A 26,355-nucleotide genomic window follows, 5' to 3' on the forward strand; every position below is an offset into this window, starting at 1 on the left:
ACTATAAATCTTAAAAGTATCTTGGGCTAAGTAATCGTCTTCCTTTTTGTGGAAAGGTCAGGCCTATGGTTATCTCGTGCGTTCCATTTTGGATGCTGCTAAGTTTACTGACGATATAATCATAAGAATAACCGAGTCTAAAGCGCTCACTAACATAAAACTGGGTAATGGCTGAAACTGAATTAAGCTGACTTAGGCTTTGTCCTTTATTGAAGTCTTTCTCCCACAATGTTAATCCGGTTCGGTAAGATCCGCCCAGCCAGAACTTATTGCCAAATATCACCATTGTACTTAAATCTAAACTGGTAGGACCTTTAAAATCCTCTTTTAACAAGATACTAGGGCGTAGTTTTGTATCTTCAGACAGATCTAATAAGGTACCGGCGATCAGGTAAAAATGTCTTTTCCTTTTTAGATTTTGAGCAGTACCGGCATCCCCTCTAAAGATCCCATTATTTTTGTCTCCGGAAAACATATCCATTACCGAGAGTCCGAGATACCATTTTGGACTTGTATAATGAATTCCAAAACGTGCATCAGGGATGAGGCTACTTATCTTTCCTGTAGGAAGTTCATTATCTCCCTGTTCAGTAGGTCTTAGTTTATTTCCATCAAGACCATACTGCGCCAGCCCCAGGCCAATGCCAAAACTTAAACGCTGTGTATCCTCATCATCTAATCTTAGTCGGTACGCATAATTTGCATAAATTGAATTTGCAGATTGAGCACCCAGTTTATCTGAACTAAACTGTAATCCCAGGCCAATGTTTTTTTTGGTCGGGTCCGCAACTCCATCAATAGAGATCTGGCCTGTTCTTGGCGCCCCGTCCAGGCCAGTCCACTGGCTCCTAAGCGCCATCTGAGCGAACCATTGTTCTTTGTAGCCTGCATATGCCGGGTTTACGCTCAATGAATTGAAAATATATTGAGAGAACTGGATATTTTGTTGTGCTTTGGTTGGGAATAAAGCAACCAAAACCAAGCTTGTAACCATCCATATCTTTTTTACTCTGTCTTTATTCATAGTTTTACTTGTAATAACTGTTTTAGCGGTCCACATTTTATTAGCGTTTAATTAGTACCCAGCCCTTATAATTCTCGGTTTTTCCGGCATGGTTTAAAACAATCAAATAATAATATGTACCCTCATTCAAGTTACTTCCATCCCAGTCGTTCTTGTAATTCCCGTTATTATATACCTCGTTGCCCCAGCGGTTAAACACTTTAACATTTACCTTTTCAAAACCTTCAAGGCCGATAATTTTGAATACATCATTTTTACCATCACCATTTGGCGTAAATACGTTAGGTATTTGAAGAGGTCTTGGGCTCACTTTCAGCATTACCTTTGCAGTGGATTTTAATCCATTTTCATCAGTTATTTCATAAACAAAAGTATCTTCCCCTACATAACCATCCTGCGATATGTAAGTGACACTTCCATCGGAATTCACTTTTACGGCTCCGTTTTTAGGGTATTCAGTAATGCGAACACTAGCGACTACAATCGGACTGCTTCCTGGCTTATCGTTTTCCAGTACATTCACCTGTATTGGAGCACCCGAAACCACTATAGCTTTATCATCATTGTCGTTGTTAGCTGAAGGTCCAATTAAGACATTGAGTTTAGTAAACCAGCTTGCATCTGCCAATGGCTGTGCAGTGGTAATGATACCTGCCCTAGTCTGTGTTGAGGGAGGCTGAAGAACTGTACTCCCTCCAAGCCAGTTTCCGCTACCAGCATATTGCATAATTTCTGCAGTTTCGTTTAAATAGGCACTACCATTTGTGATACTGTTGTGTTGCAATGTGTAAGTGGTATTGATAGCCGAACTGGCATAGATGTGCCAAATGCGATCCATCCCTTTTTGGGAGAGTGGTTTAGTGATGGTAGATCCTGCATAATCCTGTACACTAACATATAATGTGCTGGCTCCAGTAGGGGTTAATGTTGCGGGAGTGTAATCACCTTCAGTTATTCCAATCGGAAATACAAAAGGTAGGACGGCAGAGAAACTCTTGATCACATGTCCTGCGATGCTATTTCCCGTTACAATCATTCTGTTGCTATTGTAGCCTATTAATGTGCCTGTTGAAGCAATTCCCAAATCATATCCATTAAGTAGCACATCAGCTCCATCAACGGTAAATTCAAAAACTCCCCCAATGTTTAATGCTCCTGCCTTTGCCAGTGTAGGATTAGTTTTATGATATCCTGGATCTGGAAGATCCGTAAGGACTAAATTTGCAGGATTGCTCAATTGGATAGTGGTTTCAATATGATGACCATTATTACCATCAATTTGAGTTGCCCCGGCTGTCATACCTAAATAATAAGGATTGGTACCTGGATCATGAATAATGATCTTCCCTGTTCCGGTAAAACGCGCTGTTGGGGAAATCCATATTTTCTTGCTCCATATTTCCAGTGTACCATTTATCTCCCATTGGGCATCTGGGCCAAAATAGGATGACTCAGAAAAACGTTGTTCTGTGGCTCCAGCGGCAATTGTAACTACAGTGTTATCGGCGGTAGACGACCCGGCTCCGGTTTGGGAATGGGCAGGGGTAATACCAGCCAGTACTATACCCCAAAGTAACGTCAATTTATATATGAATGTCCTCATCGGGGTTATTTTATAACGAATACAATATTCATATAAGTTGCAGCTGTGGCGTTGGCTTTTACTTTGTAGGTTAACAAACCATTGGCACTAAGGCTTACAATTTCAATGGAATTCTTATCGTAGTAGGTAATGTAATAGTCCAGTGCCGAAACAGCAGGGATATGTACAGCAGGGATTGCAGTACCAGTGCTACTTACAAAAGTGTCACTTGAAACTACGCCTGCATTACCACCTGTCACATCATTTTTTATAAATACAACTCCGGTAAACTGAGCTTTAAATTCTTCGTAAAGATTTCTTTTGATTTCAGTTGCACCAGGGGATGAGGTATCAAATATAACTGGTGGCATGTAGAAGAATTTCGGGCCGGATAGTGGAACGCCAGTAGCTGGCCAACCGGTGGTTTCATTTTTTGGACCGTACAATATGTTGGTCACAGTGTTCAAATAAAAATCACCTGGTTTTCCATCTCCAGGTAGAGGAGCAACGGTTCCATTGATGATACTTTTACCATCTGCTCCAGCAGGACCAGTAGCCCCAGCCGGGCCTGCGAGTGAAACTCCTGTAGCCGACCATAGGCCGCCCGCTTTTGGGCCATATAAAGTATTTGTAGTGGTATTTAAGAAGAAATCACCATCAGCACCACCAGTCGGAGCGGCTGAACCGTTTAATACGGCATTACCGGCTGCGCCTACTGCTCCAGCAGCTCCCGCAGGACCTGTAGCCCCAGCCGGGCCCATAAGTGAAACTCCAGTAGCCGGCCATAGGCCGCCCGCTTTTGGCCCATATAAAGTATTTGTAGTGGTATTTAAGAAGAAATCACCATCAGCACCACCAGTAGGAGTACCAACACCGTTTAATACGGCATTACCGGCTGCGCCTACTGCTCCAGCAGCTCCCGCAGGACCTGCAGGACCTGCAGCTCCAGTCGCGCCTACGAGTGAAACTCCAGTAGCCGGCCATAGGCCACCCGCTTTTGGACCATATAAAGTATTTGTAGTGGTATTCAAGAAGAAATCACCATCAGCACCTCCAGTAGGAATACCAGCACCGTTTAATATGGCATTACCGGCTGCGCCTACTGCTCCAGCAGCTCCCGTAGGACCTGTAGCCCCAGCCGGGCCCACAAGTGAAACTCCTGTAGCCGGCCATAGGCCACCCGCTTTTGGACCATATAAAGTATTTGTAGTGGTATTCAAGAAGAAATCACCATCAGCACCACCAGTAGGAGTATCAGCACCGTTTAATATGGCATTACCGGCTGCGCCTACTGCTCCAGCAGCTCCCGCAGGACCTGCAGCTCCAGTCGCGCCTACGAGTGAAACTCCAGTAACCGGCCATAGGCCACCCGCTTTTGGACCATATAATGTATTTGTAGTGGTATTCAAGAAGAAATCACCATCTGCACCACCAGTCGGAGCGGCTGAACCGTTTAATACGGTATTGCCAGCCGTGCCAGCTGCTCCAGCGGGACCTGTTGCACCTTTTAATGAGGCCAGCCAAATCGCTTCCGAACCAATAAATCCATTTTTTACTGCTATTTCATAAGTACTTGCACCTTGTTTTCCACTGGTAAGGGTTACGTTAACTACTTCTCCCTTTTCATTGGTAAAGGTTAAAGTACCATCACCATTATCTTTTAAGACAGATTTTGTCTCGTGATTTTTGATTAGGGCGGGTAAATTAATATCTTTTTTAATCCCTTTTTCATCAGTATAAGACAGTGTTCCATCCGGATTTGCCACCAATAATGTAAGAGTCTCATTGGCTTTTACTGCAGCTATCAGATCAATAGATTGAGGACTGCCAGTAGCATCCGTATAGGTAATTTTGTTTAAAAGCGGATCATAAGCAATGTTTTGTGCTAAACCATTACTTAAAACCAGCCATTTGTTGCCATCATTGTAATAAATACCTGGTTTTACATCATTAACAGATGCAGTATTATATACCATCATTCCCGCCACATGTGCGGTTAACGGCGATGCATCAGTGGTACGCACAAGATTTAACCTTGCATGTAAAAGACCCTTTTTATTGCTCTCTAATTCGAGAACAGCATCTTTATTTGGCAGGGGACTGCCTTGTACAGTATTATCCTTCAATTTTTGCTGTCCATAAACAACATGAGCAGAACCAATTAAAAAGCTCGATAATAGTAAATATTTAATTTTCATCATGATGACGCGCGTTACAATATATATGGTTGTTTTTTTATCTATTTTATGATCCTTTGATAAATCATTGGATTGGTAATGAATTGTGAGCCGATGGTTATGCTCGCAGATGAGGTATTATTTAAAGGATCATCATCAAGGTTGCCTGTACTTGTGATCAGCGCAACGTTGGTATATTCTCCTGGAGTACCTGTAGGAGCTTTGACGACTGCGTTAATCGTAAGTGTTCTGTTTCCAGTATCATTTATTGCTCCGATATTCCATACCCCTGTCCCTGCAACATAAGTACCCTGACTTGCTGTTGCGCTCGTCAATGTAAATCCTGATGGTAAAATGTCACGAGCAAGCACATTGCTTACATTACTTCCACTTTTTTTCTTTACGGTGATGGTAAATGTGACAGTGGAACCGACTCCAGCTGTTGCTGTAGCTGACCCATTTACCGTTTTCACAATTTCGAGATCAGTTGTTGGGGATACTGTACTTCCAGGATCAATTGTAGAGCTGTTGTTGGCTAATATTGGATCGAATTGATCTGCTGTAACTGTAGCGGTATTAGATCGGTTTGTTGCACCCAAATTTGTGGTATTAAAAGTTAGGGTTGCTGATTCATTCACTGCAAGTTCAGCAATGCTCCATGTTAGCGTTCCTGCTGCGGCTCCTGGAGTAGAATAGCCGACTGTTCCGGCAGAGGCACTGGAACTCGTATAGGTATAACGGGAAGAAAGGACATCAGTAACCAGAACTCCGGTAGCTTCACTTGTTCCTAAGTTTGTCACTTCAATCGTAAATGAACCAACCCCATTCCCGCTTGCCGACTGTTTTGCAGTTTTTACAATTCTTAAGTCTGCTTTCATATTGGACAGACTGTTGCGTCTAATATTATTGGTCCCCGTAAGTACTACACCTACCGGATTGGTATAAATGGCGGTACTGAATGGCTTCTCTATTCCTTTTGCTTCATAGAAAGGATCGATTGGGCTTAGACTTTCGTTATAGAAAGGATCACCTGGTTGAAGAATTGCCCCATTTGTGGCATCTGGATCACTAAAATCCGCCGGTCTTAAAATAGTAGCGTAGGCATTGATATCTCCATTTCCAGTTTGTTTAACTACCCCTGTGACTTTTACCGGAAGAATGAAATTAGCAGTACCGCCAACAGGCATATTTAATTCTGCCTCATAGATACCTCCTGTACTGTTTCCTGTTGATGGGGTAAAAGTTGGCGTACCCACTATAGTTACATTATTAGGAGAAGTAAATTCAGGCGCTAAAGGATCTATTGTCAATCCTGCAGGTAGGTATAAACGAAATTTTGCAGGCATTTTAATCGGGCCATTTGCCGGATTCGAGTTGGATAGAATCGCTATTGGGCCGCTATTTTTGACATCAACCGTATATTTCCATTCATCTCCAACATTTATTGGAGTTGACACCAAGTGATCGGATTTGAAATTGGCTACTTCCAGGTTTGCCTCCAGGATGGTTACATTAATGCCTTCATTTGTTTCCGGACCCGCTACAAAAGAATAGGTATCCAGTGCGCGATTATTACCATAAGCATTAGTGGCTGATCCACCGGTCATACCCCACTTGTGTCCATTGGTAAGACTGCTCACTCCTGAAGTTCCTAAACCAACACCAATTGCAGCGTTATAACCATCAGGTGAAACTCCATCACCACCATTATTATCACTGGTTCTAGTGATGTCTTTATCATTCCAGTACACTACATCTTTATCGACTCCGGCTAATACATCATATTTATCCTTATCCAACTGCTGGATACGAATACCATTGGGATTGACTTCTACATCCAGGAACGGGAAGTGAACCTCTGCTCCAAATACTTGCACCTTTAAATTACTAATTGTGCTTCCCGGAGGCATTGCGATGTCGGCAGTCAATGGATCCGTTTGCTTTCCAGATTTTCCATCCCAATACACAGCATTTGCGCCGGCAACCATAGGCCCAACTAATACCCTGGGGTAATAAGAAGGGGGATTTCCTGGAACGGTTATACGATATGTTCCTCCAATGTTGGACTCAAATTTAATGTAACCACCTTTCGAACTCGCATAGCCGGCATTACCCTCAACCCCTTCAAAGGTGACATTAACTGCTTGAGGAGTACTTGGCGGTTGAATTTTTAGCCAGGTATCTTCTCCTTTGTATTTGGCGGAGACTGGTAAGTCTGTACCGGGTTTACCATAAAAAATTTTATGTGTGATATTTTGATTAGCCCCAGCTACATCGTCAGCTTCATTTGGATCCTTTACATTTGGATTCGTAGAGCTGTTTAAACTCTTATAAGTTCTTATCCCAGTTCCATTAGCACCTGTTGTAAAGCCTCTGTTGTTTACAAAGAAGGTAAAGGCAACTCCCTGCATCCCATTGTTGTCTACAAGATAAGGATAGCCATCTTCTGTCAAGATGTAAAACTTCCCATAAAAACCATTTGCAACCGTAGTTGTACTATAAGTGTTAAATACATTTTGATACACCCTACCCGGTATTGGAATGTTTTTAGCGGCAACAGTAACGTCCCATGCCACAATCGCCGCAACATCATTTGCTGAGCTTTGCGTCCAGTTGGCACTGACCAATACCTGATTACCACCGGCTGGTGCACCGGTTCCTGCATAATTGGCTCCAGCTGGTGATATAAAATGAATTTCCCAAACCCCTGTTTCATCAACATCAATTTCAAAAGGAGTATATCCACCGGGTACTGTACCATTGATATTCGGACCTAAAAGCTCCTGAGTACGGTTCGTAATCCTTCCAATCGTACTTTCATTAAGAAGAGAAGCGCCATTGTTGACTTTAACAATGCCATCATCGCTATCCCTTTGTGTATTTGAGGGCTTATAAACCTTGATTTGACCATTTAAATAACCTTGAGCACTGGAACCTAAATATAGTCGCTCCCCTTTTATAGCATATACCTTTTGTATTCCCCGATTAATAAATTGATAAGCTGAAGGATAAAATCCTTTTTTTGCACTCATTAAGGCTGCTCTGGTGCTGGTTGCAGTAGGAAGTTGTCCGGCAGGAAAAAGATCTCTGGATCCGGAACCATGTGATCCCCAGGAGATGGAGACCTGTCCGTTTCCACCTGCACCGCCATTGAAGCCTTGTGTTCCTCCGCTACCTCCTCCTCCAGGAGCAGCGCCATCATTTCCTTTGGTATTGAGAGCGGCATGTCCATTGGCTCCCTGGCCAGATCCTGATCCAGCAAGTGCTGCAGTAATTCCGGTCCCACCAGCAACACCATCAGCTGTTCCCCCACCTGAAGATCCTCCATGACCGGTTCTGGTACTCGTTGAATTCCCGCCATTTCCACCGGCATATACTGTACCAACAATTCCGCCTGTTGAGGTAGTTCCAGGAACTGCTCCAAATGCTCCACTAGAAGCATTACCTGCACTACTTCCACCATTTGCACTGGCGATCGGAAGTGTTCCTGTATTATTAGGGCTAAACCATGATGACTCACCGCTGGTCGAACTACCAGCAGCAGCTCCTGCACCAACCTTATAATAATAAGTGCTTCCTGAAGTTACAGTAATAATTTTTGCAGCATAGGCACCCCCGCCACCGCCGCCGCCACCAAAATTTCCGGAGGCTGATATTGGGCTCCCGCCACTACCGCCAGCACCCCAGGTTTGTACAATGATTTTTGTTACACCTGCAGGCACTACAAATGATTTCACCGCGCCTGGTGTATTGTCTACAATATTTTGTGCAAAACTAACTGTAAATAGGAAAGAAAACAGCAATACCAAAGCAAGCTGTTTTGCTCCAATGATTGAAGAAGCACATTTCAAAAAACTTAAAACATTAGATTTTATGCCGGGGCCCTGTACAACAGCAAAGTGTTGACATGGTGCCTTGCACATTTTTTTATACCAGTTGATCATCCCTAAATAGTATTATCCTTCCTAGAGCGTTATGAAGAAAACGCAGAATATTTCGGCTGTAAATATCCTGTTAGAATAGATCAAATTTGTTTCATCCAAGTGAGCTGAACGATTCCCCACGTGGATGAAATATGCTGCGGCAGCTGTAACCGGAACTAAATCAGGTCTTTTCGGAATTCAGAAGGGGTACGGCCAGTCCATAGTTTGAAATGCCTGTTGAATGAAACTTTAGAGTTAAAACCGCTCAAACTCCCAAGCTCTTCCAGCGTCATTTTCCTGCCAGAAGGAGTTTCCATCAATCTACAGGCATACAAAACCCTTGAATGATTGATGTAATGATGAAAAGTAAGCTGAAATCTTGTGCTCAAAAGCTGGGTCAAATGATGAGAAGGAATTTTTATTTCAAGGGCGAGTTCATTTAATGAAAGTTCCTGATTCAAGAACAATTCCCTATGCTTCATGGCCTCCTTCAGAATCACTTCATAAGTATCCAGCTGTAATTCATTTAAAACAGATTTTTTATATTTAGCGATAGGTTCCTTCATGTTCAAAGACATGGGATCTTTATCTTGTTCAGGGCTACCTGGAGATAAACGAGGGACCGTTTGGTATACAAAAATCAACGCAGTAACCACCAACATGCAGCAATAAATTAATATGCGGCAGGAATAAAAACTTTGTTCAGTTTGAACCACAAGTTTTCCTGATATAAAAACTGCCAAATGGATTAAGAAAAGAAAAAACAGCATCACTCTGGAGAACAACATAATGATACGTTGGTCATTTAATTTTACGGCACTATTGATTTTACTTTGAAATCCATAAAAGCAATAAACCATGAGTGAGAGCACTGCAAGTCCTAATTTATAGTTGGTGTAACTTTCATATTTTAATTGATCCTTGTGCCAATCATTAAACACGAATATGATAAAGACTAAAAGAAAGCCTAAAAATGGAATGGTATGGATTAGGAGTGTTTTAAAAGAAAGCTCAATTCCCTTGAGTGTTGAAAGCCCAAAATAATAGAATGGCCCATACAGAAATATAAAAGGAAACATTGGATTTAGCCAGGCTTGTTTTATAAAAAAGCATTCTATTACCCATACATAGGCGGCGTTTAGAAACAGGAAGCACATTAATGCATTAACTACATTCCCAAAAGCATCCTTTTTATTCTGTTTAAATCCCAGATAAAGATTAATAACACAGAGTAGGCAAACCAATAGCAATATAAATGGAAGTATGGGAAAAACGGCAGATTTTGTCGCGATCATTTAAGCAATAGCAGATTTATAATTATTTAACTGGTACTCATTTGGGGTAAGTCCGGTATGTTTTTTGAAATAATGGTTAAAGGAAGTTCTGGAATTAAAGCCTGATTCATAAGCCAGCGACTCCAATGTCAATATTCCTCTATTTAACTCTATCTTGTTAATGGCATATAAGATGCGGTAATCCGCAACAAAACTGTAGAAGTTTTTCTTAAGGTATACATTAAAAATCTGGGAGAAAGCGTGTTTAGGAATGCCTAATTCTTTAGATAATAAGTCGACAGAGATGTCAGATCTCAGGTATATTTCTGTTTGTTCAAAAAGTTCGAGGATTTGCTGCTGATAGCGTTGTGCGACATCAAACTTTAGTGTTGAATTGGAATAACTGTTATTGTGGACAACCATTGTATGCTCAGTCATCTTTGGTCCGCTAAGGCTATGGTACAAATACCTCATATTAAAGAGGCAAGACACCAATAAAAGAATGTAAGCCATTAAGCGAGAATCGAGTCCTATATTTAATTTAAAAACTCCAAGAAAGAAGAAAATAAGGGAATAAATAACGCCTAAAATAATATAGATAATGGCGGTGATACTTAAGAGTTCAACCTCTTTACTCTGGGTTTCATAATTTAAACGATATAAGGTTTTTACGACGGAAAAGCCATAATACCAGAGGGATACCGGGATAAGCAAATAAAAATAGTGGTAAAAGAAAATTTGTTCGCTCAGAGGAGGGCTATGATGGTTGGACCTGGAAATAGCTGCAATATATACGATTGAGATGATAAAAAATGGAAAGAGGTGCTTTCCTAAATTAAGCTTTCGTTTTCCTGTTAAGATTTTAGCCCCAAGGTATATTGCCGGGCCAAATAATAGGCCAAGTGGATTCCAGAGCTGAGTGATAGATTTATGATCAAAAAAGTTGTAGTCAAAGCAATCTAAAAGAACAATGAAAGACAACAAAAATACAAACCATATGAGCCGTCGGAACGTTTTGGTTGTACTTTCTGCAGTTACGTTTGAGAGAGCGTTAAATGCGGACATGAAGTATTTTTAAATGTTTTTGTGCTAAAATAAAGAAATAAAAAACAAAATCAATAATTCAAAATCAGAATTGGAAATCCAGTAATCTCCTAAATACTAAAAAGATAAAGTGGAAATTTTAACGCAAAAAAAACTTGGTGTTGCGCAAAATGAACGCTCATTTCCCGACGAGAATTATTTTAGTAGTACAGATTCAACTATTTTACGGTAATTTAAGTTAAGGAGGTAATTTGCCAGAATTTTTCCATTAATTCTGTACCAGCTTTATTTATAGAAATCCGGTTTCACTTCAGTTATGATTTTCAATATATCTGCGATTATTAGCGGTTTACTACAGTTGGATCTTTAACATCATTTCAACTTTCCAACAGGATGTAGATTCCCTATAATTTCAAAAAAGAGCGTTGGGGTGACGAATTGCCCTCAAGGATTATCAGTTTTAATGGCTACCATTTTTCAGCCGCTTTTATCCTTTTTTTTAATGAGATGTGGGAGCGGATGATCTGGGAAGGGGCTTAGGTTTGGTAGGGGTTGACTAGGAGTTCGGTAGGAGTTCAGTTAGTTAAACCCTAAGTCAACTCTACGGCAACTCTTTCTGAACTCCTACTGAACCCTAAGGGAACCCGCATCTCTTCCCGAACACTTTCCTAACGCTACCCTAATAATTACTCAATTATTTTTCTGTTTTGAAAGGGAGAAATAACAGTCAGTTGGAGGAAATATGAAGCCTTAATTTGATGGAGCAATTGAGGCTTTGAAATTCTTGTCTTTTTCCATAAAAAAAAGCACAAGCATCCTAATGTTTTTTTAAAATCATTCTAAAATCATTTCAGTTAAAAATGAAAAAGACCCGCGATTTTGAGTAAATAATGGCGCTGAGTACTTGTTTATCATTCTATTTTCTTCAAGGAAATGTATGAAATGTGTCAAAAAAGTATAGAAACGCAATATTTTGACAAATTGTTCAGGAGTGCAAACGTTTGTGTAAAGAAGAAATTAGAATCTTTCTAATCGAAAATGCCCTGTGTTGTATTATTTCGGACTTAAAAGCTGATCCAATTTTGCTTGATTAGCCGAATATATGTACTGATTCTTTGTTTGTAACCTGTTGTTTTTCAGTTATTAATGTTTTTGTTGTTGATTTTTTGCTGAGAGAAAGCGGAGCGTGTTTACCCTAAGAATAATAAGAAGTCTAAATTTTTGTAAATAATCGTTCGGTTAATAAGTTTTTACCATTTGCATTTTTGAAGTTAATTCTGCTTTTTATTTTAAAATTAATTAAACAACAGGCAACTATTTGAAATTTAATTGTGTTTTTGTTTGGATTTTAAATTTATGAGCGATAAAAAAGCCTTAGTCAAACGTTTGCGCTGTCATTCGCCAAAAAGTCGCGATTATATTATCCTAAATTGCTGTCAATAAGTAATACATAATCCCGTAGTGTTGATCAACCACCAAAATAAATTATTTTGCAACATTGGGATAGCCATAGGAATGGCCATGAAAAAGACATTTAACAAAATATGTTATAACTAACCAAAACCAACACCTAAACCAATAAACTATGACCACAACTTCTACTTTTCTTCAAAAATTGAACTTCAATTGTTTTATCAGGATCTAAGCACCATTTTATAAATAAAGCAATCTGATTATTCAATTATCAACTTTAGATAATAAGTTCTCTTATCATAGGACCTCCCTATGACATTTATTATTTAACAGCATGTTTTTTAATTAAGTAATCCACTCAACAACTATAAGCAGTTGTCGTCTATGGACAGCTATGTTTAAAATTTAGGCAACTAAATAAGCATAAGCTTATGGGAAACAAATAATTAACAAAGCTAACCTTCAAACAATTAATGCGAATGAAAATTGTCCGAATTATTGCAGTTCTTACTTATGTTGCTTTATTGTCTCCTTTGGGAGTTACAAAGGTACATGCGGTAACTTACTGTACTGCCACTTTCAATTACAGCGTGCTTCTCAGACAAGACACTGTTCCTGATACTTCAAAGATTATTCCGGTTTCCAGAGTGAATAACCAGGTGGTGTCAAAAGGGAGTAACGACTCTTTAAATATCAGGAGGTCTTCACTTAGTCCGAATCTGACTTTACAACAAATGCTCAAAGGGAATGTTCCTGGATTGTATGTTCAGGAAACAAGTGGAGAGCCAGGATCAGAGCAAAGTATGCTGGTACGTGGATTATCAGCTCCCTTATTCAACAAAAATGATATTTTTAAGCAGCAGCCAATGGTGTATGTAAACGGGGTTCCCATGATACAGGAGGGTTCCTTTGTTTATGATATTCAGAAATATGATTTTAACCGTCTGGGGCCTGCAACAAACTTATTGGCGGGAATAGATATTAATAATATAAGCGCCATTGAGGTGATCAAAGATCCTGCTTCATTGGCAAAATTAGGGCCTAATGCGGTGAATGGAGCCATTTGGATCACCACAAAGGCTGCAGAATCAGGTAGAAGACAGCTGAGTATAAACAGTTATTTTGGAATGGTTCAGGCAAGTAACATCACGCCAGTCAATGCAGAATACGAGAATAGATTTCGTAAACCTTTCTATCAAAAATATGCGAGTTCAGATGACTATTTGAACTATGTGGGATATTTAAGAGATTCCACAAATGTCAATTATTATGGTCCTGCGAGATGGAATGACACTTATTATAAAACTACACCAATTCATTCTGTTGACCTGGGCTTAACCGGCGGATCTGAAAGAGCTAATTTCCGTTTTTTTGGTTCTGCAACTACCAGTGCTGGAAATGCTGATGAAACCAGCTTAAACCGTTACCTGTCTTCTTTCCAGATTAATATGTTGCCTTTCTCCTGGCTTACAGTTTCGAGTGCCGTGAATGCGACTCGATTAGATCGTAATAGGAACCGTAACCTTCGTGATCGTTTTGCAGAAACCAGGTATATTCCAGATTTATATAATCCCATTTCACCAAATGCGGATGTTTATAAATCCTTTTTAACTGAGTATGATAAAGCCATCGACGACAATAGAACTACAGCGCTTCAAGCTAATGTATCCCTAAAGGTCGATCTGAATCCATTTTCTTTCGTGACCAGCCTTTATTTTGATTATAATCAAGGTACTAGAGACGTTTTCTATCCTAGAACATTAATGGAAGGAAATAATTATGTTTCTAATTATTTCGGATATAACGAAAGAATAGTTTTCAATAATGCATTGAATTATACGAAAGAGCTTAATAAAAACCACAAGTTGTTCTTTGCATTGGGGCAATCTATTCAAGGTGATACGCATAAATACAATTATGCAAATGCTTATAATGGACCTAATGATTTTATAAAGATAAACGTTGTAGAAGGGAATGATCAAAAATCAAACTATCTGGTTCCGGTAAGTTATTTGGTTTACAGATATATTGATCAGGAAAAATACAGTTTGTTCTCATTATATGGAACAGCGAAGTATGATTATAAAGACTTACTGACTTTTACTGCGCTAATTAGAGATGATGGTTCATCTAATGCACAACCAGGGAACCGTTGGTTCATAGCCCCAGCCTTTAGTGGAAAATGGAACCTTAAGAACCAATTCTTAAAAAACAATAACCTATTTGATGAGTTGCAAATGAATGTTTCCTGGTCAAGAATCGGAAAACCTTTCACAGATGATCGTTTTGCAGCCGGACCGCAATATCGTGTAGAAATTGGTTGGGATTCTGAGCCAACAATTCCTGGGTACAATGGTGTTGGTGCAATTTCAAGACCTTATACTTCAGGATGGATTGGCTACAATCTGAAATGGGCTTATACTGATCAGCTGAACCTTGGTTTCAATGCAGCCTTATTAAAAAACAGACTTTATGCCAACCTGGCATTATATAGAAAAGATGATAAAAGAATGTTATTGAATGTACCTGTACCATCAGAAACTGGTTATTCAAATTCTTTTGCAAGTGGAATGGCGGTAAGAAATACAGGTATTGATTTTAGCCTTCAGGCCAGCATCATTAAAAGCGTTGAAGGATTAAATTGGGAGTCGGGTTTAAATTTCAATGTTAACCGTAATAAATTAACGGCTTTACCAAATGGATTGAATGAATTGGTTTTGGGGGATAGAAAACTGAAAGTTGGTGAGGCAATCGATCGTTTTTATGTTTACCAAAATCAGGGAATCTATAATTCTAATGATGAAATTCCAGTTGATCCCTCTACAAATCGTCGCATGACCTTTGAAGGAACAATGATGAAAGCCGGCGATCCTAAATGGAAAGACAACAATGGCGATTTTATTATCAATAGCGATGATAAAATTCTTGCGGGAAATTCAATGCCTAAGCTGAGTGGGGGATGGTCAAATGATTTCCGTTATGGTAAATTCAACCTGAATGTTAATATCATTTATGCCATTGGACAGAAAGCGTTAAATCAAACAGCTGCATCTCAATTTGATTTCATCAACAGGGAATCAGCAAATGATATCAATTCTATCAGAGAGATCTTTTCTTGGCAGACCGATGCTGATTTGACAAAATATCCTGTTTATAACCCTTGGAGCAGTGTTGTCCCATATCGCCTTGATCAGGATTTATTCCTTGAAAATGCTTCCTATGCAAAGTTAAGAACCCTTTCATTCGGTTACGATTTTACAAAAGCCGGTTTTATGAAGAAGATGGGATCTACCATTAAAAAGGCTTATGTATATGTGACAGGAAATAACCTGTTGACTGTGACCTCTTTCTCTGGAAGTGACCCAGAATTGATTGAGTATAACGGAATATACAATAGCTATGGCTTACCAATTCCAAGAACCTACACCTTGGGCATCAAGTTAGATTTATAAGTTTTCACAAATAAAAAAAATATTGTATATGATATCTTTTGTAAATAGAAACATTCAGGTTAATAAAGTTCTTGGAATTTTATTAACGGCTGCGGTAATGGGCCTGAGTGTATCATGCAAGAAAGTATTGGATGTTGAATCTACCAGACTGGCGAAAGAAAGCGAGCATTGGAAGAGCATTCAAGATACCAGAGCTGGATTAATGGCAACTTATGGCCTTACCCGTGCAGCTTTGGCGAACAACAATGCGCATTGGTTGTGGGGAGAGTTCAGAAATGGTGATTTTAATGCCACAAAAAAGACCGATTTGAAAGCGATTGTGAAAGGGGAGTTAAATGCCTCTTATCCACTACTTCAAAATATCATGAATTGGAGAAGCTTTTATGCAGTCATCAATAATGCAAGTCTATTCATTGAACGTTCCCCAGAGGTAGTGAAAGCAGATATTCGTTATACAGAAACGAATAATAAAGTTGATGTGGCTCAGGCAAGAGCGCTGAGAGCTTTTATCTATTTCTACATGGTAAGAATCTGGGGAGATGTTCCTTTGATTACTTCTTCTCATGATGGAAGTTTTGAAATGAAACCCACTACTGATCAATCCAAAGTCCTGGCTTATGCAGAATCAGAATTAATGGCTGCTGTAAAAGATCTGCCTTACGTATATGGTGCCGATGGAAATGAAGAATTGCCTGGCCCATATTATGGGTATACATTCGAACGCTGGAGGGGTGCTTTATTTACTAAAATTTCCGCTTACGCAGTTTTAGCACATATTTCAGCATGGCAGTCGCATTATATTGATGCCGCGGTTTATACCGATTTCATCATGAAGAATTATGCCAAAGCAGGTGTGGATTATTCGACTACCACTGAATTAACAAGCGCTGACGGACTCTTTAACGGACAGTCTTTTAAACAGGTGATCGGTTTTGGTTTTAACGACATTTATGGTGAGTCGACTGCAAATGGACATATTGAGCAATTGGTGTTGGCTGCTCCCTTGATTACCAAGCAAACACCAGATCTATATGTATCAAAAGATACGATTACTTCAGTGTTCACAGATTTAAATGATCAGCGTTTTGGTTTGGATACGATCTCTGGCCTTTCCAGAACCAATTATTTTGTCAACTATAGCGGTGAAACCCCGGTGTTTAGCAAGATTAAAGTGCTGAGAGGAGGATCTACCAATGGTGATTTTGCCATTTATAGCTCAAGTATTTTATTCACCAGATTAGAAGAGCTCGCGCTATTACGTGCAGAAGCTTTAGCTGTAATAGGCCAACGTCAGGATGCAATCATCCTATTAAATACAGTTAAGAAAAACAGGGGGGTGAGTGGATTCGCAGATGTCCCTGGATCAGATTTAATTAAGGAAATTTTTGATGAACGTAGAAGAGAACTAATGGGAGAAGGATGGAGATGGTATGACCAGGTTCGTTACCATAAAATCAAAAATAATAACCCAGTCTTTAATGCTTTAATCGCTCAAAAAGGAATCTATTGGCCAATAGCGAAAGAGGTGCTCAATGCAAACAGTAGGTTAAGTCAAAATAGTTACTGGAAGTAAAGTTCACAATTAAATGATGATGAGTGTCAATTTTAATTTTTACAAAAATATACAGATGAGAAATAAAAATAACTTTTTCTTCCATACTCTGCTGGTTGTCCTACTTAGTACTATGCTTTTTGCTTGTAAAAAGGGTGATACCACCTATTACAACTATGAAAATAAACTGCAGAAGTTTGATGGAAATGCTTTAGATTATCTAAAGGCACAATCGGGAATATATGATTCTCTATTGGTAGTTCTTCATCGTTTACCCGCGATTGAAGATTCATTGAAAAATAAGCAAGTTACCTTGTTTGCCGTAACCAATAAGAGTTTTGTAATCGCAGTAGAGAATTTAAATGCGGTACGTAAGAAAACGAATAAAAGCCCACTTTATCTGGCTGACGTCGACATTGTAGAGTTAGACAGTATGGTCAGCAAATACATTATCCCAGGCAGGTTGAATACGGAGACCTTTAAGAGTTTCGCAGATGGTTTACTGGTGAAGAGTCTGCATTATAAATACCCAATGCATATTTTATATACCAACGCAGATGCATCAGGATTTATTGGTGGAGGCCCTGGGATCATCACTTTTACGGATCCTAAGAATTCAATTTTTATCAGATACTGGCAAAGTACCCCAACAAATGCAGTGAACATTGAAACGAACAACGCAATCGTCAATGTAGTCGCCCCCGGACATGATTTTGGGTTCAGTGATTTTGTAACAAGATTTAATCATTAAGGTTTAAAGAAATGAAGAATAAATACCCATTAGCATCACTTAACGCTCTTTTTATGGGATTGGTACTGTTAGTAAGTACCATTGGTTGTAAAAAGAATTTGCCGGTTGACCGGGAATCTATTGGTACAGATAGTCGTTTTACAGTGTCAACTTATATGCCGGTTCTGGGAAGAAATACCCTGTTTTCGGATAACTTTTTTGTTGGAAACTCCTCGCAGCCTTTAACATTTAAAATTATTAATATGAGAACAAGAGATGGTGTTGCAGCGAAAGAGCTGATCGACAATTATCCTGTTCAGGTATGGACTAAGCCTTATTTGGGCGATGAAAAGTCTATTGCAGAGATTGAAGCAAAAAGGAAGATCGAGCATCGTCCGTTATTTGAAATCAGAGAGCATTCCGGTCAGTTTTTAATGTGGTCTGCAGCCAACTCATCTCTTGTCAGAACACAACCGGATTCGGGTTATGTATTTGATGTAGAAATGTCAAACACTGGAGGACGTAGATATTTCAGAGACTTAAAACTGATGCCACTTAAGGAACGTGCTTTCGAACCTTCGGTATTGGATCCCATTACTGGTCTATCAAAATATATTGGATTAACATCTGCCAGCCTGATCAATATGAGTGGGGAGAAAACAGATATTCCTTTATTTAATAATGATGTTGGTGTACTTTTTAAAAAGGTTGGGAATGGAAACTCAATCACCATTAAGTTTGTCGACTCTTTGTATAAACCGATTGATCCAAAGAAGTTCAACCTCACCAAATGGGATCAGCTATTGCATGGATTTAACATGAAGATGACAAGCGATTCTGTAAAATACGATGTCGCTTATCCGATTCCATTAATAGCTTATAAAACGAAGTATACCAATACATTAGGTGATAAGGCTCATCTCTCATTTTCTTATGACAGGCTTGGATTTGGGAACTTTCGACAAGTGGCATCATTGAATATGGATTTTGCCATCTATGAGAAGGGCGATTGGCTCATTACAATCTGGTTCCTCAATGAAAGTCCAAAATTTACTAATGATTAATAATATACAGAATTTTTAATTTATATAAGATCTGATATGAGATATACGGTTATAATATTTTCTTTGTTTATGCTATTCAGCTTCAATAAGGAGGCGTTTGCACAACAAAAGAAAGTTGTAGTGCAGGGAACTGTAACGGATAAGGTTGGAAGAAAACCGATTCCAGGCGTAATAATTTCGACGGGTAGACCTGCTGTTACCCTCGGTGCCACAGATGGCAATGGAAAATTTAGTGTGAGCGTGTCTGAAGATGCTGAACTTACATTTAAGTACATCAGTTACAAAACAGTTACCAGGAAAGTAGCTGGTAATTTGAAAATGGACATTGTTTTAGCAGAAGAAGTGAATGCTTTACATGAGACCGTTATTATCGGTTATGCGAAGAAGACAAAAGAGGTATCTACAGGATCCAGTGTGATCATAACCGCTAAAGATATTCAGGATGTTCCGGCTGCGAACGTTATGGAATTGCTTCAGGGTAAGGTACCTGGGATGAACATTCAAAATAATAATGGTACTCCAGGGATGCGTGGTTCAGTAAACATCCGCGGTATTTCTAACGTGAATGTTTCAACATCAGGGGGGAAAGCCTTTTTAACCCCAACCTCTCCATTATTTGTTGTTGATGGTATTCCTGTAGACGACAATACCGATTATTCTTACGGTTTTGATCAGGCAGGTCCGGGCTTGAGTCCGATTTCATTGATCCCAACAGAGGATATTCAACAAATTGAAGTCTTGAAAGATGCTCAAGCCACTTCGCTTTATGGATCTCGGGGTGCATATGGAGTGATCCTGATTACCACCAAGAGAGGAAATTCTAAAATCCCGATTATTAAATACGTATCAAACCTTACATTCGATATTGCACCTGCTCTGAGAAAGGTGATAGGAGGAAAGGGAGAACGACTGATGCGTATTGATCAGATTCTACAAAATGACAGTAGTTTTTACCATGGATTAAATACCATAAATAAAACTCCATTTCTTGCAGATAGTTTGAATGCTTATTACAATAATTCTACAGACTGGCAAGCTAAATTCTATAGAAATACGGTTAACCAGACACATAACGTAGATATTTCTGGTGGAGAGAACACATTCAATTATAAAGTTAACCTTGGTTATTTCAGTAAAAAAGGTATTGTAGAAAATACTGATTTTACCCGATATACACTGAACATGAATGCTCAATACCAGCCAAATCAGCGGTTCAAATTGGTAGCATCCGCCTCTAATGCATTGGCCAATAACAGTACTGGTGGAGGAAATAGTTTAACGCAAAAGGGTGTCGCGGAAAATGGTAAGGCATCCTCTTTATTGCCAGCTCCATCTTTATTTTCAGCAGGTAATGGCTTATTAAGTACTTTAAATACCCAGGATGAGAATAAGACGATCAATATGACTACCGCATTGGATATTGATTATGAAATTGTGAAAGGTTTACGGGCCTCAAACTCCTTCAGTTTTAACTATTTTTCTTCCGCTAAGGATAATTTTAAGCCGGGTAGCTTGAATGACAATTCGAATATCCTGTATAATTATTTTGATAGAAAAAATACGCTATACAACAGGACGAGAGTAGCATATGCCAAATCAATTAATGAAAAACATAATTTTAATGCAGCTGTCTTTGGAGAGCTGAACTCAACTAGCTTCAGAGCTGACGTAATCCAACAAATAGGAAGCCCGAATGACCAGATAAAAGGGCCATTTGGCTACGATTGGTTCATGTCAAAGGGAGGAACGCTAAATAACCTTTCTGATCTAAGAACCGCCTCTCTTGCGAGTTCCTTCTCTTATGACTATGATAAAAAGTATGTGTTAGACTTAACATATCGTATTGACGGATCTTCAACGAATGGTCCTGATGCGGGTTATTCTAAGAGTCCTTCAATGGGTTTGAGGTGGAACTTCAATAAGGAAGACTTTATGAAATCTCTTCAATGGGTTGATTACAGTTCCTTGCGCTTTACTTATGGTAAAAATATTGTGCCTACAGGTTCGGTTTATGATGTTTACGGACGTTATGTTGCCGGTGGCAATTACAATCAGATTCCTACAACTAATCTGGATCTGGATGTGATTCCAAATACACGGCTTACGCCAACAACCTCTACCCAGTTCAATGCGGGATTAGACTTAGGACTCTTAAATGGGAAATTCAGTGTGACTTTCGACGCTTACTATAAGCAGGTAGACAATATGCTCCGCAAAAAGGATGTTGCCAATATCAATGCTTTTAAGCAAGTGAGTACCAATGAAATGAGTGTGGTGAATTATGGTTACGAGTTGTCCATTTCTGCACGTCCATTATCCGAAAATAGCAAGCTATCCTGGTTATTGTCTGCAAATGCAGCTTTGAACAAGGATGTACTGGTTCACCTCCCAGATGGAGTGAGTCAGTTGCTGGTAACAGATCCTGAGACTGGCCAGAACATTCTTTACCGTTTGGGAAGAAATAGTTTGACAAATGTCTTGTTAAATACCAATGGTGTTTATTCTACGAATGCCGATGTTCCAGTGGATCCATTGACAGGCTTAAGGTACCGCACAGGTGGCTTAAACTACACCTATTTTAAGGCGGGAGATCCAAGATGGACTGACTTAAATGGGGATTATGTTTTAGATAGAAATGATTACGTGCCAGTTGGTAATTCGCAACCCCTGATTAATGGTGGTATCACTTCATCCATGCAGTATAAAAACTATTCCCTAACCATCAATGGCTCGTTTACATTGATCAGAGATATTTTAAACAACGATTTATCATCCCGTTTTCAAAAGTTTAATGACCCAACTGTTTTGAGTGGATTGGTTCCACTGGAGGCTTATGACTACTGGAAACAATCCGGAGACAACGCGACTTATCCGAATCCATTCGATTATACGCGATTTTCGCAATATACTCCATTCCGTTATGACCAAACTTTGTTCCAGGAGGATGGATCATATTTTAAAATTAACCAGGTAACATTTTCTTATAATTTAAATAAAAGCCTGATTAAAAGATGGGGAATTTCTTCTGCACGTGTGTATGGTACTGCTGCTAATGTTTACACCTTTAGTAATTATTCAGGAGCCAATCCAGAGACTGTAACTGCATTAGGCCGGGATGACTCTGGGGGGTACCCAAGTCCGCGTTCTTTTGTTCTAGGTGTCCAAGTTCAATTCTAATATTAAAAGAAATTATATGAAACGATTTATATGTGCATTTTTATTCTTGCTGACCGGAGGATCAATCCTTTCAGGATGCAAAAAATTTCTTAATGTTACCCCAATAGATAATTTATCCGGGAACAATTATTGGCAAAATAAAAAGGATGTTGAATCCTTTACGCTAGGGATATACAACCAATTTAGGGAGAATACATTGTCTACACCTTATTTTGCAACTACTGGTGACATGCGTTGTGCCCCAATCAATATGACTTCAGGTCTTGGGCGCCCTTACATATCGCAAATCTCAAACAACGATTTGAAATCTATCCTGTCATCCAGCAATGCTTATCTGCCATATTTTCGCTATGAAAGATTAACAATGTGGAATGGCTGGTATAAAATGATTCAATCGGCCAATATTTTATATGTACAGGCTGATAAGGTGGTTTCACTTTCCGCTGCAGATAGAAAACAGTATCGTGCAGAAGCCGTCTTTCTTCGTAACCTGGCCTATCTGTTTTTGGTACGTCAGTTTGGTGATGTTCCTTATTATACGGATGCTTACCACCAGGATGCCATCCCAAGAACACCTATGGTTAAAGTTCTAAATAACTGTATTGCCGATTTGATGGCGGTTAAAAATGATCTTCCCTGGACATATGAGGATCCTTCCTTAGTAGGCATACGTGCAATGCGTGGGGGGGCTGATGTGTTATTAATGCACCTTAACATGTGGGCTGCTGGTTTTGATGAACCGAACAAAAGGAATTACTATACCGCAGTTAATGAGTTAGGTGCTGATATCATGAGCAGCAATGACTATGGTTTGTTACCGCTTAACAGAACTAAGGAAATATTTAAAGGTAGAACCAGAGAAAGCTTGTTTGAAGTACTGCGTAGTTTAAACTATGGCGAGTACTCCACAGGAGATTACCTCTATAATACTTTTACGGACATGGTATTGCATTATCCTCATAAACCGATAAAATCAATTACCAAGAGTTATGTTTATTATGACACGAAGTTCATGTTGAAAATTTACCCTTTGAGTTCGGTGGACAAAAGATTACAGGTTTGGTTTGATCCGGCAACTATGTATAACACAGATGGTTCATGGGAGCTGTTGAAATTCGTAAACATCTTTGCGGCAGAAGGAGAAGATGTTTTGCCTGATGATAACTTGATGGTTTTCCGTTTGCCAGATGCGATTTTATTACGCGCAGAGGCTCAGGCTGAATTGGGTGATGATGCTGGAGCAAGGGCTTCCGTAAACCTGGTAAGAGCCAGAGCTGAAGCGACACCAATAATTGAGAGTGGAAAAGACTTGAAGGATGCAATTTATTATGAGCGTTGTCGCGAATTGATGGGTGAAGGACATTATTTCTATGACCTTGTTCGTACTAAAAAAATATTGGACAAAGAGTACTGTTACCGCGTAATGCCAATAGAGAATTTCAAGGCTGGTGCATGGACATGGCCAATGGATGCAAGTGCGATGAATAACAATCCATACATGGTTCTTAATAATTATTGGAGATAATCAGGTTTAGATATTAAAAAAAGAAATTTATGTTGAATACTATAAAAACAATAACAGCTGTATTTATCCTATCCTGCTGCTTCATGGTAGGTTGTAAAAAGGATTATTTTGTAGACACTGGTGTACACAAGGCACAGTATAATGGAACCATCTTAGAGTACTTAAAGGCTAAGCCTATTATTTTTGACAGCTTAACCAGGGTCATAAAAGTGGCAGGTATGGAAGATGTTTTCCAGAAAGAGAATGTGACTTTCTTTGCGCCACCAAGCTCTTGTATTTACAAGGCTGTAAAAAATCTGAATAGATATTTAAGGACTACTGGTAAGGATACTGTTTCTCAGTTGGAACAAGTGAAACCACAAGTCTGGAAGGAAATGCTTTCCTTATATGTCTTTAAAGGTAGTTATCTTTTAAAGGATGTTCCACAGCTTGATACGCTTGCGATAAATGCTTTTGGTGGCCAGGGTTATACTTCTTTAGGGGGAAGACCAATGAATATTGGTGTGTTTTATAATGACGCATCTGGAGTAAAGTATGTAGGATACAGACAGCTGATCCTTTCTTATATTCCCGATTTTTCTACTCCAAAAATTGGTTTGATTAATACCCCTATTGCCAGTTCAGATATACAACCTACCAACGGGGTGATCCATGCATTAGTCTATCAGAATCATTCATTTGGCTTTGGAACCGATCGATTTATTATTGCCGCGATTTCCGCTGGTATAGGCAAGGCAGGCGAGTAGCCTAATGAAGTCCTTTATATATATATTTTAAATAAAAGTTATGATCTCAATCAATACATTAAATATAAGAGTGAACCTGATGAGTCTGCTGCTGTTGCTGCTTGTACTCGTTCAGGTTTCCTGCAAGAAGAAAGAAGGATTTGTAGTTGATCCTTATGGTGGAGGGAAGCTGGCATTGGGGGTTAAGTTTATCGGTGATGAAGCAAGCCCATCCAGTGGAAGTACTGGTGAAGAAGTCACCTTCAAAATCAATGGTTTAGCGAAGTATCAAGGAAAGTTTGACTTTTTTATTAATGAAACAAAGGCAGAAATTGTTACTGTTTCAGATAGTACAGTTACAGTAAAGGTTCCCGAAAACGCCAGTAGTGGGGGTACAACCGTTTTACTGGAAGGACAGTCGTTTTTCGGACCAAAATTTTCTGTAGATGGTAAGGTTGCTGTAGATGCTTCATTTAAGGCTGTAAATGGCACTAACGGGCCAATTTATGACCTCTATAAAACTCCATCCGGGGATTACATGATGGTGGGTAGTTTCAATAACTTTGAGAATCAGGCCGCAACGGTTCCTATTAATGGAATTGTGCTCATTTCCAGAGACGGGGCATTTCAGAACTCACTGAAAGCAGGCAAAGGCTCTGACGGTTCAATTTTGTCTATCAATCGGCTGAATAGTGGAAAATATATTGTGGGAGGGTTTATAAACTCCTATAATAAGCGTTTGGGAATGAATGGAATTACCCGACTGAATGTGGATGGGTCCTTAGATTCTACACGCATTAGGGTAGTCAATGTAAAGCCCGACATCCCGGGAATGGGATTTGATACAGTGGCCACATTTAATGGTGGCGTGTTTGGCGTTGCCTATAGGACGTTCGTCAGGGATAATAAAATCACCGTGCTAGGGTCATTTACTCATTACGTTAAATACTTCTATGAACGTTCTACGCGTGATTTCAAAGTGACTGATATCACTGGTATGAACCAAATGGTTCGTATGACAGAAGATGGAACAATGGATTCTACTTTTAACTACAATCCGGATACTAAACAAGGATATGCGGGTGGAAATGGGAGTATTTATGATGGTTTTATGCAGGCCGATGGAAAAATTGTGGCGATAGGATCCTTTACTACTTTTAATGGAGTTCCAGCGAATCATATTGTCCGTATCAATACCGATGGTAGTGTGGATAAAACTTTTAATACCGGATCCGGAGCAGATGGGCCTGTGATCTCTATTACTTACAATGCTGTTACGGGTAAAATAATGCTTGCCGGCGCTTTTAAGAATTTTAATGGAAAGCCAAGAGAAGGTGTGGTAATGTTAAATACCAATGGTACTGTGGATGATCTATTTCAGTTTAATCAGCTTGTGGGTGGTGTACCCAACTTTGCTCATCAGTTAAACAATGGTAAAGTATTGGTTTCTGGAGGTTTTAACAGCTATCATGGGGTGATTAGACAAGGGTTTATGATCCTTGGTCAAAATGGAACCCTTGCTGCGGGATATAACAATACCGGTGCTTTCGAAGGGCAGGTCCTTAAGGTTGTCGAAACGACTTCAGCTCTTGGAAATCCTGCTGTGATCCTTGTAGGAGCTTTCAATAAGTTTAACAATACCAGAGTTGGGAATATTGTGCGCGTCGAGTTAAAACAATAATCGGGGTAGATT

Annotated in this window: 14 protein-coding genes; 8 read left to right on the forward strand and 6 right to left on the reverse strand. The window is 39.4% G+C overall.

Translation table 11 applies throughout. The features are described from left to right. Positions 1-10 precede the first annotated feature (10 nt). The 6 genes from R2Q94_RS01660 to R2Q94_RS01685 all read right to left on the reverse strand — a co-directional run bounded on the left by R2Q94_RS01660 (position 11) and on the right by R2Q94_RS01685 (position 10,418). Positions 11-994 (reverse strand): type IX secretion system membrane protein PorP/SprF, encoded by a 984-nt coding sequence (locus R2Q94_RS01660; protein ID WP_316819688.1) that lies wholly within the window; start codon positions 992-994, stop codon positions 11-13. 70 nt (positions 995-1,064) lie between these two features. Continuing rightward, positions 1,065-2,627 carry a gliding motility-associated C-terminal domain-containing protein gene (locus R2Q94_RS01665; RefSeq protein WP_316819689.1) on the reverse strand — a complete coding sequence of 521 codons (1,563 nt, stop codon included), beginning with the start codon at positions 2,625-2,627 and terminating at the stop codon, positions 1,065-1,067. A gap of 5 nt (positions 2,628-2,632) precedes the next feature. Further along, a complete protein-coding gene (locus R2Q94_RS01670) occupies positions 2,633-4,807 on the reverse strand; it encodes a hypothetical protein (RefSeq protein WP_316819690.1) in 2,175 nt (724 codons plus the stop codon). Between the two features lie 38 nt (positions 4,808-4,845). After that, a complete protein-coding gene (locus R2Q94_RS01675) occupies positions 4,846-8,592 on the reverse strand; it encodes a DUF11 domain-containing protein (protein WP_316819691.1) in 3,747 nt (1,248 codons plus the stop codon). 290 nt (positions 8,593-8,882) lie between these two features. Then, the gene (locus tag R2Q94_RS01680) at positions 8,883-10,001 is read right to left on the reverse strand and encodes an AraC family transcriptional regulator (protein ID WP_316819692.1); all 1,119 of its coding nucleotides are present in this window, start codon (positions 9,999-10,001) and stop codon (positions 8,883-8,885) included. Beyond that, positions 10,002-10,418, reverse strand: a complete 417-nt coding sequence (locus tag R2Q94_RS01685) for a helix-turn-helix domain-containing protein (RefSeq protein WP_316819693.1) — start codon at positions 10,416-10,418, stop codon at positions 10,002-10,004. It abuts the gene before it with no gap. 2,498 nt (positions 10,419-12,916) lie between these two features. On the opposite strand from R2Q94_RS01685, the gene R2Q94_RS01690 reads away from it, so the two are divergent. The 8 genes from R2Q94_RS01690 (at position 12,917) to R2Q94_RS01725 (ending at position 26,343) form a co-directional block, all read left to right on the forward strand. Beyond that, entirely contained in the window at positions 12,917-15,889 is a 2,973-nt protein-coding gene (locus R2Q94_RS01690; protein ID WP_316819694.1) for a SusC/RagA family TonB-linked outer membrane protein, read from the forward strand. 28 nt (positions 15,890-15,917) lie between these two features. After that, positions 15,918-17,462 carry a RagB/SusD family nutrient uptake outer membrane protein gene (locus R2Q94_RS01695; RefSeq protein ID WP_316819695.1) on the forward strand — a complete coding sequence of 515 codons (1,545 nt, stop codon included), beginning with the start codon at positions 15,918-15,920 and terminating at the stop codon, positions 17,460-17,462. 55 nt (positions 17,463-17,517) lie between these two features. Next, positions 17,518-18,192, forward strand: coding sequence for a hypothetical protein (locus R2Q94_RS01700; protein WP_316819696.1), 675 nt, complete (start codon positions 17,518-17,520; stop codon positions 18,190-18,192). A gap of 11 nt (positions 18,193-18,203) precedes the next feature. Next, complete coding sequence (locus R2Q94_RS01705) at positions 18,204-19,235, forward strand: DUF5007 domain-containing protein (RefSeq protein ID WP_316819697.1); 1,032 nt, start codon at positions 18,204-18,206, stop codon at positions 19,233-19,235. Between the two features lie 69 nt (positions 19,236-19,304). Continuing rightward, positions 19,305-22,412: a SusC/RagA family TonB-linked outer membrane protein gene (locus R2Q94_RS01710; protein WP_316819698.1), complete on the forward strand. Its 3,108-nt coding sequence runs from the start codon at positions 19,305-19,307 to the stop codon at positions 22,410-22,412. 16 nt (positions 22,413-22,428) lie between these two features. Further along, positions 22,429-23,937: a RagB/SusD family nutrient uptake outer membrane protein gene (locus tag R2Q94_RS01715; protein WP_316819699.1), complete on the forward strand. Its 1,509-nt coding sequence runs from the start codon at positions 22,429-22,431 to the stop codon at positions 23,935-23,937. 29 nt (positions 23,938-23,966) lie between these two features. Next, positions 23,967-24,683: a fasciclin domain-containing protein gene (locus tag R2Q94_RS01720; RefSeq protein WP_316819700.1), complete on the forward strand. Its 717-nt coding sequence runs from the start codon at positions 23,967-23,969 to the stop codon at positions 24,681-24,683. A 40-nt stretch (positions 24,684-24,723) separates the two neighbouring features. After that, the gene (locus R2Q94_RS01725) at positions 24,724-26,343 is read left to right on the forward strand and encodes a DUF5008 domain-containing protein (protein ID WP_316819701.1); all 1,620 of its coding nucleotides are present in this window, start codon (positions 24,724-24,726) and stop codon (positions 26,341-26,343) included. Positions 26,344-26,355: the final 12 nt, after the last annotated feature.

It is taken from the genome of Pedobacter gandavensis (assembly GCF_032678465.1).
GTDB classification, from domain to species: Bacteria; Bacteroidota; Bacteroidia; order Sphingobacteriales; family Sphingobacteriaceae; genus Pedobacter; species Pedobacter gandavensis_B.

What these genes read in the sequence shown, in the direction of transcription:
- R2Q94_RS01660 (WP_316819688.1), bottom strand. Translation starts at nt 994, where the DNA reads ATGGTTACAAGCTTGGTTTTGGTTGCTTTATTCCCAACCAAAGCACAA.
- R2Q94_RS01665 (WP_316819689.1), bottom strand. Translation starts at nt 2,627, where the DNA reads ATGAGGACATTCATATATAAATTGACGTTACTTTGGGGTATAGTACTG.
- R2Q94_RS01670 (WP_316819690.1), bottom strand. Translation starts at nt 4,807, where the DNA reads ATGATGAAAATTAAATATTTACTATTATCGAGCTTTTTAATTGGTTCT.
- R2Q94_RS01680 (WP_316819692.1), bottom strand. Translation starts at nt 10,001, where the DNA reads ATGATCGCGACAAAATCTGCCGTTTTTCCCATACTTCCATTTATATTG.
- R2Q94_RS01685 (WP_316819693.1), bottom strand. Translation starts at nt 10,418, where the DNA reads ATGACTGAGCATACAATGGTTGTCCACAATAACAGTTATTCCAATTCA.
- R2Q94_RS01690 (WP_316819694.1), top strand. Translation starts at nt 12,917, where the DNA reads ATGAAAATTGTCCGAATTATTGCAGTTCTTACTTATGTTGCTTTATTG.
- R2Q94_RS01695 (WP_316819695.1), top strand. Translation starts at nt 15,918, where the DNA reads ATGATATCTTTTGTAAATAGAAACATTCAGGTTAATAAAGTTCTTGGA.
- R2Q94_RS01700 (WP_316819696.1), top strand. Translation starts at nt 17,518, where the DNA reads ATGAGAAATAAAAATAACTTTTTCTTCCATACTCTGCTGGTTGTCCTA.
- R2Q94_RS01705 (WP_316819697.1), top strand. Translation starts at nt 18,204, where the DNA reads ATGAAGAATAAATACCCATTAGCATCACTTAACGCTCTTTTTATGGGA.
- R2Q94_RS01710 (WP_316819698.1), top strand. Translation starts at nt 19,305, where the DNA reads ATGCTATTCAGCTTCAATAAGGAGGCGTTTGCACAACAAAAGAAAGTT.
- R2Q94_RS01715 (WP_316819699.1), top strand. Translation starts at nt 22,429, where the DNA reads ATGAAACGATTTATATGTGCATTTTTATTCTTGCTGACCGGAGGATCA.
- R2Q94_RS01720 (WP_316819700.1), top strand. Translation starts at nt 23,967, where the DNA reads ATGTTGAATACTATAAAAACAATAACAGCTGTATTTATCCTATCCTGC.
- R2Q94_RS01725 (WP_316819701.1), top strand. Translation starts at nt 24,724, where the DNA reads ATGATCTCAATCAATACATTAAATATAAGAGTGAACCTGATGAGTCTG.